Consider the following 13,242-nt stretch of genomic DNA (forward strand, 5'->3'; position numbering starts at 1 on the left):
AATAAGAGATAATTGAAACAATCCACAGATTTGATAGTTAATACCGTTGTTATCCACCTGAAATATAAAAGCCCTCATATTATTGAGGGCTTCGTCTTTACAGACCCGGGCGAACCCCTAACGTGTGGCAGATCGCGTAGCTCATTTCGGCGCGGTTGAGGGTATAGAAATGGAAATCCTTCACCCCTTCACGGCTTAAAATCTTCACCATATCCATGGCGATGCTGGCACCCACCAGCTTGCGGGTTTCGGCGTCATCGTCCAGGCCTTCATACATCTTCGCCATCCAGTGCGGGATACGCACGTTGGTCATGTCGGCAAATTTCTTGGCCTGCTTAAAGTTAGAAACCGGCAGGATACCAGGGATAATTTCCACGTCGATACCGGCGGAGACGCAGCGGTCGCGGAAGCGCAGATAGCTTTCAACATCAAAGAAGAACTGGGTGATGGCACGGTTGGCACCCGCATCCACTTTGCGTTTCAGGTTGAGCAGATCCGCCTGGGCGCTTTTCGCTTCCGGGTGCACTTCCGGGTAAGCCGCCACGGAGATGTCGAAATCACCCACCTCTTTCAGCAGCGCCACCAGATCGGTCGCGTACATATCCGGCTTACCGCTGCCCGGCGGCAGGTCGCCACGCAGGGCCACGATGTGGCGGATACCGTTATTCCAGTAATCCTGGGCGATGGTGCGCAGCTCGTCGCGGGTGGCGTCGATACAGGTCAGATGCGGGGCAGCTTCCAGACCGGTACGATCCTTAATGCCTTTAATGATGCTGTGCGTGCGGTCGCGCTCGCCGGAGTTGGCGCCGTAGGTCACGGAGACAAATTTCGGTTTCAGGCTGCTCAGGCGATCGATAGAGGCCCACAGGGTCTGCTCCATTTCACTGGTGCGCGGCGGGAAAAATTCAAAAGAGACGTTAATCTGGCCGTTTACTTCAGCCAGGCTCTGATTCAGGGCTTCCCGCTGGTTGGCGTGAAAAAAGCTCATACCTTACCTCATCAATCGCGTGTCGTTGTTTGTTATGCTTCGAACTTCTATACGTTTAGACGTCCAGATGTAAAAATGACGGAAAAGCGGACTGGCGTCAACTGAAAATATCACCATTGACGGTGAGGAATGCTCAGGGAAGATGAAAAAAGTTCAGGATGGGAAAAAAGAAGGCCCGGTAAGCGTTGCGCCACCGGGCATATGGCTTTACAGCAGCTGCGCCAGACGGTTGATATCGGACTGAATCGCCCCGGCGGTCACGTCGCGACCCGCGCCTGGCCCGCGGATAACCAGCGGGTTATCGCGATACCAGCGGCTTTCGATGGCAAAGACGTTATCGCACGGCAGCAGCGCCGCCAGCGGATGTTCCGGGCGGACAGCCTCAACCCCAACGCGCGCCTTGCCGTTGGCATCGAATCGCGCCACGTAGCGCAGCACCAGACCCATTTCGCGCGCCGCTTCCAGGCGCTGTAACATCTGCTCGTTCAGCGCTTCACCGTTCTCGAAGAAGTGATCGACAGACCCCTCTTCGCAGCCCGCCGGCACCAGCGACTCCACGCGCACCTGATTCGGCTCGATGTCGTAGCCCGCTTCACGCGCCAGGATCACCAGCTTACGCATCACGTCTTTGCCGGAGAGGTCAACGCGCGGGTCCGGCTCGGTCAGCCCCTGCTGCCACGCCTGATCCACCAGGTCGGTGAACGGCACGGTGCCATCAAACTGCAGGAACAGCCATGACAGGGTGCCGGAGAAGATACCGCTGATCGCCAGGATGCTGTCACCGCTATCGATCAGATCGCGCACGGTGTGGTTCACCGGCAGACCGGCGCCGACGGTGGCGTTGTAGAGCCAGTGACGGCCCGTTTTTTCAAAGGCGTCATGGATTTGACGATAGTTACGGGTGTTGCTGGCCCCCGCCAGTTTGTTAGCGCTGATGACGTGAAAGCCGTGGCTGGCGAAATCAAGATACTGATCGGCCAGCTGCTCGCTGGCGGTGACATCCAGCACCACCAGGTCATCATAAGGGTGGGCGCGCATCCACAGGAACAGCGACTCTTCATCCTGCTCGATGGCCTCATCGTTGAAGAAGGCCAGCGCACGGCTGGCGTCCAGCCCTTCATAACTGAGCAGGCTGCGGCGGCTGTCCACCACACCCGCCAGTACAAATTCAAAACCGGTACGCGCCGAGAGCGTGGTTTGCTCGCGGGCAAACAGCTCCAGCCAGCGGGAACCGATATTCCCTTTCCCAAACAGCATCAGACCGATGCGTTTTTCGGCGCGGAACAGCGACTGGTGCAGGCCCTGGATCAGACTCTCGGTAGGCCCGGTACGCATCACCGCCACCAGGCTGATGCCCTCCTCGGACTGCCAGGTAAATTCAACCGGCTGCCCTTTCAGCTGCTGCCAGAAACGGTGGCAGTGCAGCGGGTTACGGGTGACGCCCGCGCCCACCATCGCAATCAGCGCCAGCCCCTGACGCAGACGAAGCTCGCCCGGCAGACCCGCTTCATCGAGAATCTTCAGCGCGCTGTCGGCCACTTCGGCGGTGTAGCAGAACTGCAGCAGGTGACGATCGGTATGCACCCCCACGGCCAGCGGGCGCACCTGGGCACGCTTGAGGATCAAGTCGATCTCTTTATGCGCCAGTTTGAAATCCTGACCAGCAGGAACGAGGAACTCAATCAGGCAGATATCGTCATGGCTGGTGACAATACGCGCCCCGGTGCCGGAAGCCAGCACGCGCTCAATGCGGGTGGAACCCTGATCCGGCGTATAGCTACAGCGCAGCTGCAGATCGATATCGCTGCCGGAAACCGGCTGCAGGGTACGGGCGTGGAGAACCGGGGCCGCCAGACGGGCCAGCTCGCTGGCTTCATCGAGACGCAGCAGCGGCAGCAGGCAGGCATCTTTGACCTTGCGTGGGTCGGCGCTATAGACGCCCGCCACGTCGCTCCAGATGGTGACGCGCGACACGCCCGCCAGCGCACCAATCTGTGTTGCAGAGTAGTCGGAGCCGTTACGCCCCAGCAGCACGGTTTCACCCGCGTTGCTGCGGCTGATAAAGCCGGTCACGACAATACGTTTATTCGGATGCTGTACCAGCAGCTGCTGGAGTAGCGGATAAGAGAGGCCTTCATCAACCTGCGGCTGAGCGCCACGTTCGGCACGCAGGAAGTCCCGCGCGTCCAGCCATGCGGCCTCCAGCCCCTGCTGTTGCAGAACCGCCGCCATCAGACGGGCAGACCACACTTCACCGTGGCCCACCACCTCGGCGTAAACGGCATCGGTCACGCCGCTGTCGAGTAAAGCGGCCAGCCGCTCCAGATCCTGGATAAAGTTGCTGATCAGGCCATCGGCCACGTCGGCAGGCAGTAACCCGGCGATCAATTCACTCTGATAACGGCGTAACGCTTGTTGAACCTGATGCGCAGAGAGACGATCGGTCTGGCTTAACTTCAGCCAGCTAATCAACTGGTTGGTGGTGCTGCCCGCCGCAGAGACAACCATCATGTCCCCCGGCATCGAATACTCTGCCATGATCCCCGCGACCCGCAGGTAACATTTCACATCAGCAAGACTACTACCACCAAACTTGTGCAGCTGGCGACCCTTCGCCCCTGCCTGCGCTATCACACTCATGATTACCCCTTGGCTGCGATCCGGAAGCCATTTTCCAGATCGGCAATTAAATCTTCACAATCTTCAATACCGGTTGAGATACGCAACAGCGTCTCGGAGATCCCGGCGGCGGCACGCGCTTCTGGCGCCATGCCTGCGTGCGTCATGGTGGCGGCGTGGGAGATCAAACTTTCAACCCCACCTAAAGATTCCGCCAGCGTAAACAGTGACAGCCCGCTCAGGAAGCGACGTAGCGTCTGCTCATCGCCATCCAGCTCAAAACTTAACATCGCGCCAAAACCCTTTTGTTGACGCGCAGCAATCTCGTGCCCCTGATTCTCCGGCAGCGACGGGTGATAGAGCTTTTTCACCAGCGGCTGGGTCTTCAGGAAATCGACAATCGCCTGGGCATTACGCTGCGCCACATCCATACGCGGCGACAGGGTACGCAGCCCACGCAGCAGCAGATAGCTGTCGAACGCGCTGCCGGTGACGCCGATGTTATTCGCCCACCATGCCAGTTCGGTGACAACCTCCGGATCTTTCGCAATCACCACCCCGGCAACCACGTCCGAGTGGCCGTTCAAATATTTGGTGCATGAATGCAATACCAGGTCTGCTCCCAGTGCCAGCGGGTTCTGTAGCGCCGGACTGAGGAACGTATTATCCACTACACTTATCGCTCCCGCATCCCTTGCAAGCTGACAAATTTTTGCAATGTCCACGACGCGCAGCAGCGGATTGCTCGGACTTTCGATTAATACCAGCTTCGGTTTTTCTGCCAGCGCCTGTTTCAGCGCCTGCTCATCACCCTGATCGACAAACAGCACGCGATAGCATCCACGCTTCGCCAGGCTGTCAAACAGGCGGTAGCTGCCGCCGTAACAGTCGTGCGGGGCCACCAGCAGATCGCCAGGTTTCAGGAACACCGTGGTCACCAGGTGAATAGCCGACATGCCGGTATTGGTCATCACCGCACCTGCGCCACCTTCCAGCTCCGCCAGCGCGCGCTGGGTGACATCACGCGTAGGGTTACCACGGCGCGAGTAGTCATGGGCGCGTGGTTCATTAAATCCGGTGAAGTTATAGGTACTGGAGAGGTGAATCGGCGGGACAACGCAGCCGTACTGTTCGTCATCATTCAATCCGCTACGCACTGCGATGGTGGCCTGTTTACGCGTCATGGTGAAGGCTTCCTGGCTTAATGGATGAAAAGTCAGGCACCAGAGTAAACATTGATTATATGGACGTCAATACATCTGGACATCTAAACTTCTTTGCGTATAGATTGAGCAATGCGCAAATAGCCGTTAAAATTATATGCTTTAGCGCATACCGCAGAGGCAATATCCGTGTCACAACGGCATCTCTACGGTAAACTACGCGCGATTATGGCTCGAACCCCGGCGTATCGCTGCGGTGTCAGCCTCATATTAATGACAGAGAGGATTAAAGGTATCTCATGGCTGAATGGAGCGGCGAATATATCAGCCCATACGCTGAGCACGGTAAGAAGAGTGAACAAGTAAAAAAAATTACGGTTTCCATTCCTCTGAAGGTGTTAAAGATCCTCACCGATGAACGCACGCGTCGTCAGGTGAATAACCTGCGTCACGCTACCAACAGCGAACTGCTGTGCGAAGCGTTCCTGCACGCGTTTACCGGTCAACCGTTGCCGAACGATGAAGACCTGCGCAAAGAGCGTAGCGATGAAATTCCGGAAGAGGCAAAGGTGATCATGCGTGAGCTGGGTATCGACCCGGAGACGTGGGAATACTGATTTACAGATACAAAAAAAGCGCCTTGCGGCGCTTTTTTTCGGGAAACTTACTTGGAACCTGGGATGCTGAAACGCTTGTTGAAGCGGTCAACACGGCCACCGGTTGCAACGTCACGCTGCTTACCAGTGTAGAACGGGTGGCACTGGCCGCACACGTCCAGGTTCAGATCGTGACCCACGGTGGAGCGGATCTGGATAGAGTTACCGCAAGAGCAGTTTGCAGTAATCATTTCGTATTTAGGATGGATATCTTTTTTCATGGGAGAACCTCAGTTAAGGCCGCGTCGCTCTTCCAGCCCTAACGCCAGACACCACGCGATGTTGAATGTAAGTTCTTTGATGCAAAGTGCACCAAAGGCGGCGAATCATACAGAATTTAACCAGGGTATGCAAACTGATCCGCACGCCGCCTTTCACTAATGTGTATACTAACGCGCCACTTTTCAAGTCAGGAAGATTCGATGCCCGTTGCTCACGTTGCCCTGCCCGTTCCGCTTCCCCGTACCTTTGACTACCTGCTGCCAGACAATATGCAGGCTGAGGCGGGCTGTCGCGTGAATGTGCCGTTTGGCAAACAGCAGCGGGTGGGCATTGTTGTCTCCGTAAGCCAGCACAGCGAGTTGCCTCTCAGTGAACTCAAAAGCGTGGTCGAGGTGCTGGACAGCGAGCCGGTCTTTTCCGCCAGCGTCTGGCGACTGCTCCTGTGGGCGGCCGACTATTATCATCATCCCATTGGCGATGTGCTGTTTCACGCCTTACCGATTCTGCTGCGACAGGGCAAAAGCGCCAGCCATGCGCCGATGTGGTACTGGTTTGCCACCGAACAGGGCCAGGCGGTAGATATTAATAGCCTGAAACGCTCCCCGAAACAGCAGCAGGCGCTGGCGGCGTTACGCCAGGGCAGGATCTGGCGGCATCAGGTTGAAAGCCTCGACTTTAACGACGCGGCGTTGCAGAGCTTACGTAAAAAAGGGCTGAGCGAACTGGCCTGCGAAGCGCCGGCACTTATCGACTGGCGCGACGGCTTTAGCGTCGCGGGCGACCGGCTGCGGCTCAATACCGAACAGGCGACCGCCGTTGGGGCGATCCACAGCGCGTCCGATCGCTTCTCAGCCTGGCTGCTGGCAGGCGTGACCGGTTCCGGTAAAACTGAAGTCTATCTGAGCGTACTGGAAAATGTACTGGCTCAGGGCAAGCAGGCCCTGGTGATGGTGCCGGAAATCGGCCTGACCCCGCAGACCATCGCCCGTTTTCGCGAGCGCTTTAACGCCCCGGTCGAGGTGCTGCACTCCGGCTTAAACGACAGCGAGCGCCTCAGCGCCTGGCTGAAAGCGAAAAATGGCGAAGCGGCAATCGTGATTGGCACCCGCTCATCCCTGTTTACACCCTTTAAAAATCTCGGGGTGATCGTCATCGACGAAGAGCACGACAGCTCTTATAAACAGCAGGAGGGCTGGCGCTATCACGCCCGCGACCTGGCGGTCTATCGCGCCCACAGCGAACAGATCCCAATCATTCTCGGCTCCGCGACCCCTGCGCTGGAGACGCTGCACAATGTGCGCCAGCGAAAATACCATCTATTACGCCTGACGCGGCGGGCGGGTAATGCCCGTCCTGCCATGCAGCATGTACTGGATCTGAAAGGTCAGCCGGTGCAGGCCGGGCTAGCCCCGGCGCTGATCGCCCGCATGCGCCAGCATCTGCAGGCCGACAACCAGGTGATCCTGTTTCTCAACCGGCGCGGTTTTGCCCCGGCGCTGCTGTGCCACGACTGCGGCTGGATCGCTGAATGCCCGCGCTGCGATCACTACTATACCCTGCATCAGGCCCAGCATCATTTGCGCTGTCACCACTGCGACAGCCAGCGACCGGTGCCGCGCCAGTGTCCTTCCTGCGGCTCGACCCATATGGTGCCGGTCGGTCTGGGCACCGAGCAGCTGGAGCAGGCGCTGACCCCCTTCTTCCCGGGCGTGGCTATCTCACGTATCGACCGCGACACCACCAGCCGCAAAGGCGCCCTTGAGCAACAGCTGGCGGAAGTGCATCGCGGCGGGGCGCGTATTCTGATCGGTACCCAGATGCTGGCGAAAGGGCATCACTTCCCGGACGTGACCCTGGTGGCGCTGCTGGATGTCGATGGAGCGCTCTTCTCGGCTGATTTCCGCTCCGCGGAGCGCTTTGCCCAGCTCTATACCCAAGTGGCAGGCCGTGCCGGGCGCGCCGGTAAACAGGGCGAGGTGGTGCTACAAACCCACCACCCCGAGCATCCGCTGCTGCAAACCCTGCTGCATAAAGGCTACGACGCCTTCGCCGAACAGGCGCTGGCGGAGCGTCAGACCCTGCAACTCCCGCCGTGGACCAGCCATGTGATTATCCGCGCCGAGGATCACAACAACCAGCAGGCGCCGCTGTTCCTCCAGCAGCTGCGCAACCTGCTGCAGGCCAGCCCGCTGGTGGATAATCAGCTGTGGATTTTAGGTCCGGTTCCGGCCCTGGCCCCCAAGCGCGGCGGACGCTATCGCTGGCAAATCCTGCTACAACACCCTTCCCGGGTGCGGCTACAGCATATCGTCAGCGGCACGCTGGCGTTGATTAACACCCTGCCGGAAGCGCGTAAAGTGAAGTGGGTCCTGGACGTTGATCCTATCGAAAGCTAAAAAAGGGTGGGAGGCGGATCGAAAAATTAAACACGAATCACACTTTTTATGAAAATTCTGTAACCGCTTCCATTCGCAATCTGATAAAACTGACACAGTCAGAAGTGCGGTGATACGCCTGCGAGGAGAAGAAGTTGAAGTCCAGGAAAGAGGTTGCCTCGGCGACCATGAAAGATGTTGCCCTGAAAGCAAAAGTCTCAACGGCAACGGTATCCCGAGCATTAATGAATCCCGACAAAGTCTCTCAAAGCACGCGCAACCGTGTTGAGCAGGCTGCGCTGGAGGTGGGTTATCTGCCCCAGGCTATGGGCCGTAACGTCAAACGAAACGAATCCCGCACCATTCTGGTCATTGTGCCCGACATCTGCGATCCCTTTTTCAGCGAAATTATCCGCGGTATCGAAGTGACCGCCGCCGCCCAGGGCTACCTGGTGCTGATTGGCGACTGCGCGCACCAGAATCAGCAGGAAAAGACCTTCATTGACCTGATTATCACCAAGCAGATCGACGGTATGCTGCTGCTCGGTTCCCGCCTGCCCTTTGATGCCAGCATTGAAGAGCAGCGCAATCTGCCGCCGATGGTGATGGCCAACGAATTCGCCCCTGAGCTGGAGCTGCCTACCGTTCACATCGATAACCTCACCGCTGCCTTTAACGCCGTGAATTATCTGCAGGAGCTGGGCCACAAACGTATCGGCTGTATCGCCGGACCGGAAGAGATGCCGCTGTGCCACTATCGCCTGCAGGGCTATGTTCAGGCGCTGCGCCGCACCGGGGCGACGGTGGATCCGCACTATATCGCCCGGGGCGATTTTACCTTTGCCGCAGGCGGCCTGGCGCTGGAAAAACTGCTGTCGCTGCCGCAACCGCCTACCGCGGTGTTCTGTCACAGCGACGTGATGGCGCTGGGCGCGCTCTCCTATGCCAAACGGCGCGGTCTGAAAGTGCCGAAAGACCTCTCAATCATCGGCTTCGATAATATTTCTCTGTCTGAATTTTGCGATCCTCCGCTCTCGACGGTGGCGCAACCCCGCTATGATATTGGCCGGGAAGCGATGCTGCTGTTACTGGATCAGCTGAACGGACAAACAGTTAGCAGCGGCTCCCGTTTACTGGACTGTGAATTGATCGTCAGAGGTTCAACCCAGGCCCTGACTTAAAGTAAACGCCTTTCAGACGTCCTCATCTGGTCAAAGGCCCGTCGCTTAAGTAACATGACGGGCTGACAAACGAAAAAATACAGCGAAACGATAGTGGCACAACGAGATTATGTACGTCGCGGCCAGCCGGCACCTTCGCGACGCAAAAAGAGTAGCTCACGGAAACCGCAACGCAGCAGCCTGCCCGCAGTCTCACCGGCTATGGTGGCGATCGCGGCGGCGGTCCTGGTGGCATTTATCGGCGGCCTCTGGTTCATTACGCACCATAAAAAAGAAGAAGCAGAAGCGCTGCAGGGCAATAAAGTGGTCGGCAATGGCTTGCCCCCTAAACCGGAAGAGCGCTGGCGCTATATTAAAGAGCTTGAGAGCCGCCAGCCGGGCGTGCGTGCGCCTACTGAACCCTCTGCCGGTGGCGAAGTGGTGGATCCTAACCAGTTAACCAACGAACAACGTCAGCTGCTCGCACAGATGCAGGCCGATATGCGCCAACAGCCTACCCAGCTCAACGAAGTGCCGTGGAATGAGCAGACGCCGGCACAGCGTCAGCAAACGCTGCAGCGTCAGCGCCAGGCTCAGCAGCAGCAACAGTGGGCGCAAAGCCAGACGGTACAGCAGCCGAAAGCGCAGCAGCGGGTGACGGAACAGCCGTACCAGCAGCCTAAGGTGGCACAGACGCAACCGTCGCAACAGCCGAAGACGCAGCCTGCGAAGCAAAATAGCAACACGCAGCCGTATCAGGATCTGCTGCAAACCCCTGCGCATACCACCGCGCAGCAGCCGAAAGCCGCGCCGGTCACCAAAGAGACCGAAGCGCCGAAGCAGACGGCTGAGAAGAAAGACGAACGTCGCTGGATGGTGCAGTGCGGTTCCTTTAAAGGCGCAGAGCAGGCGGAAACCGTACGTGCCCAGCTGGCCTTTGAAGGCTTTGACTCACGCATTACCACCAATAACGGCTGGAATCGCGTAGTGATCGGCCCGGTTAAAGGCAAAGACAATGCCGATGGCACTATCAGCCGTCTGAAGATGGCAGGTCACACAAACTGCATTCGACTCGCTTCCGGGGGTTGAAACCCCCAAAATCCCCCCCATCTATCATTCTATTCAGCCCTGAGCACTGGCTCAGGGCCTCTATTTTCCGAATGTGTAACCAGGGGGTCTGCTCGTGACAACAATAGTAAGTGTACGCCGTAACGGCCAGGTGGTGATTGCCGGTGATGGCCAGGCCACGCTGGGTAATACCGTCATGAAAGGCAACGTGAAAAAAGTGCGTCGTCTGTATAACGACAAAGTGATCGCCGGTTTTGCGGGCGGCACTGCGGACGCCTTCACGCTGTTTGAGCTGTTTGAACGTAAACTGGAAATGCATCAGGGCCATCTGGTGAAAGCTGCCGTTGAGCTGGCGAAAGACTGGCGTACCGACCGTATGCTGCGCAAGCTGGAAGCACTGTTGGCGGTGGCCGATGAAAATGCCTCGCTGATCATCACCGGTAACGGTGACGTGGTACAGCCAGAAAATGACCTGATTGCTATCGGTTCCGGTGGCCCGTACGCCCAGGCCGCCGCCCGCGCGCTGTTGGAAAACTCCGATCTGGGCGCACGCGATATCGCTGTGAAGGCGTTGGATATTGCAGGTGATATCTGCATCTATACCAACCACTTCCACACCATCGAAGAATTGCCGTCTAAGGCGTAAGGATTTCTCATGTCTGAAATGACCCCACGCGAAATTGTCAGCGAACTGAACAAACACATCATCGGCCAGGATAACGCCAAGCGTTCTGTGGCGATTGCCCTGCGTAACCGCTGGCGTCGTATGCAGCTGGATCAAGTGCTGCGCCATGAAGTGACGCCAAAAAACATTCTGATGATCGGCCCAACCGGTGTTGGTAAAACCGAAATCGCCCGTCGTCTGGCTAAACTGGCCAACGCGCCATTCATCAAAGTCGAAGCGACCAAGTTCACCGAAGTGGGCTATGTCGGTAAAGAAGTGGACTCTATCATCCGCGATCTGACCGACTCTGCCATTAAGATGGTCCGCGTCCAGTCCATCGAGAAAAACCGCTATCGCGCAGAAGAGATGGCGGAAGAGCGCGTGCTGGATGTGCTGATCCCACCGGCGAAAAACAACTGGGGCCAGGCAGAACAGCCTGCTGAGCCGTCCGCTGCGCGCCAGGCGTTCCGTAAAAAACTGCGTGAAGGCCAGCTGGATGACAAAGAGATTGAGATCGAGCTCGCCGCCGCGCCAATGGGCGTGGAAATTATGTCTCCGCCAGGTATGGAAGAGATGACCAGCCAGCTGCAGTCCATGTTCCAGAACCTGGGCGGGCAGAAGCAAAAGCCGCGTAAGCTGAAAATCAAAGACGCGATGAAGCTGCTGATTGAAGAAGAAGCGGCGAAGCTGGTAAACCCGGAAGAGCTGAAGCAGGACGCTATCGACGCGGTTGAACAGCACGGTATCGTGTTTATCGATGAGATCGATAAAATCTGTAAGCGCGGCGAATCCTCCGGCCCGGACGTTTCCCGTGAAGGCGTACAGCGCGACCTGCTGCCGCTGGTTGAAGGCTGCACCGTCTCCACCAAGCACGGCATGGTGAAAACCGATCACATTCTGTTTATCGCCTCTGGCGCGTTCCAGGTTGCCAAGCCGTCGGATCTGATCCCGGAACTGCAGGGCCGTCTGCCGATCCGCGTTGAGCTGCAGGCGCTGACCACCGAAGACTTCGAGCGCATCCTGACCGAACCAAACGCCTCCATCACCGTGCAGTACAAAGCATTGATGGCGACCGAAGGGGTGAACATTGAGTTCACCGAAGACGGGATCAAGCGTATCGCCCAGGCCGCATGGCAGGTTAACGAAACCACCGAAAACATCGGTGCGCGTCGTCTGCATACCGTGCTGGAACGCCTGATGGAAGATATCTCTTATGATGCGAGCGACCTGAATGGTCAAAGCATTAAAATTGATGCCGACTATGTGAGTAAGCACCTTGATGCTTTAGTAGCAGATGAAGATCTGAGCCGTTTTATCCTATAATCGCGGCAATTGCATTTTCATCACAAATGATGGGGCTGAAAGGCCCCATTTTTATTGGCACATAATTACTATGACTGAAATCAGCCGCACGCAGGCCTGGCTGGAAAGCCTGCGTCCTAAAACGCTCCCTCTCGCTTTCGCCGCCATTATTGTTGGCACCACCCTCGCGTGGTGGCAGGGGCATTTCGACCCGCTGGTGGCTGCCCTGGCGCTGCTGACCGCCGGGCTTCTGCAAATCCTCTCTAACCTCGCCAACGATTACGGGGATGCCGTCAAGGGCAGCGATAAGCCCGACCGCATCGGGCCATTGCGCGGAATGCAGAAAGGGGTGATCACCCAGGAGGAGATGAAACGGGCGCTGATTATCACCGTCGCGCTGATCTGTCTTTCCGGGATTGCGCTGGTGCTGGTGGCCTGTAAAACCCCGGCGGATGCGGTTGGCTTCCTCGTGCTCGGTCTGCTGGCGATTGTCGCGGCCATTACCTATACCGTCGGCACCCGCCCTTACGGTTACATCGGGCTAGGGGATATCTCCGTGCTGGTCTTCTTCGGCTGGCTGAGCGTGATGGGCAGCTGGTATCTGCAGGCGCACTCGTTAATTCCTGCTCTGTTCCTGCCAGCCACCGCCTGCGGCATGCTGGCGACGGCGGTACTGAATATCAACAATCTGCGCGATATCGACAGCGATCGTCAGAACGGTAAAAACACTCTGGCGGTGCGGTTAGGCGCGGTGAATGCGCGCCGCTACCATGCCTGCCTGCTGATGGGTGCCCTGCTCTGTCTGGCGCTGTTTAACCTGCTTTCCCTGCACAGCCTGTGGGGCTGGCTGTTTGTACTCGCCACGCCGCTGCTGGTTAAACAGGCGCGCTACGTGATGCGCGAGCAGAGCGCCTCGGCCATGCCGCCAATGCTGGAACGCACGGTAAAAGGCGCACTGCTGACTAACCTGTTGTTCGTGATAGGGATTATTCTTAGTCAGACGCTAAATTAGCTGACAAATATCA

11 protein-coding genes are annotated in these 13,242 nt (G+C 57.6%); 7 read left to right on the forward strand and 4 right to left on the reverse strand.

The genetic code is table 11. The annotated features are described in order from the left end of the window. Positions 1 to 97 precede the first annotated feature (97 nt). The 3 genes from metF to metB all read right to left on the reverse strand — a co-directional run bounded on the left by metF (position 98) and on the right by metB (position 4,791). The gene (gene metF / locus C3406_RS22680) at positions 98 to 988 is read right to left on the reverse strand and encodes a methylenetetrahydrofolate reductase (RefSeq protein ID WP_032615268.1); all 891 of its coding nucleotides are present in this window, start codon (positions 986 to 988) and stop codon (positions 98 to 100) included. 207 nt (positions 989 to 1,195) lie between these two features. Beyond that, complete coding sequence (locus C3406_RS22685) at positions 1,196 to 3,628, reverse strand: bifunctional aspartate kinase/homoserine dehydrogenase II (RefSeq protein WP_103825238.1); 2,433 nt, start codon at positions 3,626 to 3,628, stop codon at positions 1,196 to 1,198. A gap of 2 nt (positions 3,629 to 3,630) precedes the next feature. Beyond that, a complete protein-coding gene (gene metB / locus C3406_RS22690; protein WP_103177499.1) occupies positions 3,631 to 4,791 on the reverse strand; it encodes a cystathionine gamma-synthase in 1,161 nt (386 codons plus the stop codon). A 278-nt stretch (positions 4,792 to 5,069) separates the two neighbouring features. Here metB and metJ point away from each other — a divergent pair, with 278 nt between their 5' ends. Then, the gene (gene metJ, locus C3406_RS22695; RefSeq protein ID WP_015966498.1) at positions 5,070 to 5,387 is read left to right on the forward strand and encodes a met regulon transcriptional regulator MetJ; all 318 of its coding nucleotides are present in this window, start codon (positions 5,070 to 5,072) and stop codon (positions 5,385 to 5,387) included. Between the two features lie 47 nt (positions 5,388 to 5,434). Here metJ and rpmE read toward each other — a convergent pair whose 3' ends face one another. Continuing rightward, on the reverse strand, positions 5,435 to 5,647 hold the full coding sequence (gene rpmE / locus C3406_RS22700) for a 50S ribosomal protein L31 (RefSeq protein WP_103177500.1): 213 nt from the start codon (positions 5,645 to 5,647) through the stop codon (positions 5,435 to 5,437). A 201-nt stretch (positions 5,648 to 5,848) separates the two neighbouring features. On the opposite strand from rpmE, the gene priA reads away from it, so the two are divergent. The 6 genes from priA to menA all read left to right on the forward strand — a co-directional run bounded on the left by priA (position 5,849) and on the right by menA (position 13,229). Then, a complete protein-coding gene (gene priA, locus C3406_RS22705; protein ID WP_103825239.1) occupies positions 5,849 to 8,044 on the forward strand; it encodes a primosomal protein N' in 2,196 nt (731 codons plus the stop codon). Between the two features lie 134 nt (positions 8,045 to 8,178). Further along, positions 8,179 to 9,204: a DNA-binding transcriptional regulator CytR gene (cytR, locus tag C3406_RS22710; protein WP_103825240.1), complete on the forward strand. Its 1,026-nt coding sequence runs from the start codon at positions 8,179 to 8,181 to the stop codon at positions 9,202 to 9,204. Positions 9,205 to 9,297: 93 nt separating this feature from the next. Next, positions 9,298 to 10,272, forward strand: coding sequence for a cell division protein FtsN (gene ftsN / locus C3406_RS22715; protein ID WP_103825241.1), 975 nt, complete (start codon positions 9,298 to 9,300; stop codon positions 10,270 to 10,272). Between the two features lie 94 nt (positions 10,273 to 10,366). Beyond that, positions 10,367 to 10,897, forward strand: a complete 531-nt coding sequence (gene hslV, locus C3406_RS22720) for an ATP-dependent protease subunit HslV (protein ID WP_032615282.1) — start codon at positions 10,367 to 10,369, stop codon at positions 10,895 to 10,897. Between the two features lie 9 nt (positions 10,898 to 10,906). After that, entirely contained in the window at positions 10,907 to 12,238 is a 1,332-nt protein-coding gene (gene hslU, locus C3406_RS22725; protein WP_103825242.1) for an HslU--HslV peptidase ATPase subunit, read from the forward strand. A gap of 64 nt (positions 12,239 to 12,302) precedes the next feature. Continuing rightward, positions 12,303 to 13,229, forward strand: a complete 927-nt coding sequence (menA, locus tag C3406_RS22730; protein WP_103177505.1) for a 1,4-dihydroxy-2-naphthoate polyprenyltransferase — start codon at positions 12,303 to 12,305, stop codon at positions 13,227 to 13,229. Positions 13,230 to 13,242 lie beyond the last annotated feature (13 nt).

It is taken from the genome of Leclercia sp. LSNIH8 (assembly GCF_002920195.1).
Classification (GTDB): Bacteria; Pseudomonadota; Gammaproteobacteria; order Enterobacterales; family Enterobacteriaceae; genus Enterobacter.

Coding starts and splice junctions, on each gene's coding strand:
- metF (WP_032615268.1), bottom strand. CDS start 988: ATGAGCTTTTTTCACGCCAACCAGCGGGAAGCCCTGAATCAGAGCCTG.
- C3406_RS22685 (WP_103825238.1), bottom strand. CDS start 3,628: ATGAGTGTGATAGCGCAGGCAGGGGCGAAGGGTCGCCAGCTGCACAAG.
- metB (WP_103177499.1), bottom strand. CDS start 4,791: ATGACGCGTAAACAGGCCACCATCGCAGTGCGTAGCGGATTGAATGAT.
- metJ (WP_015966498.1), top strand. CDS start 5,070: ATGGCTGAATGGAGCGGCGAATATATCAGCCCATACGCTGAGCACGGT.
- rpmE (WP_103177500.1), bottom strand. CDS start 5,647: ATGAAAAAAGATATCCATCCTAAATACGAAATGATTACTGCAAACTGC.
- priA (WP_103825239.1), top strand. CDS start 5,849: ATGCCCGTTGCTCACGTTGCCCTGCCCGTTCCGCTTCCCCGTACCTTT.
- hslU (WP_103825242.1), top strand. CDS start 10,907: ATGTCTGAAATGACCCCACGCGAAATTGTCAGCGAACTGAACAAACAC.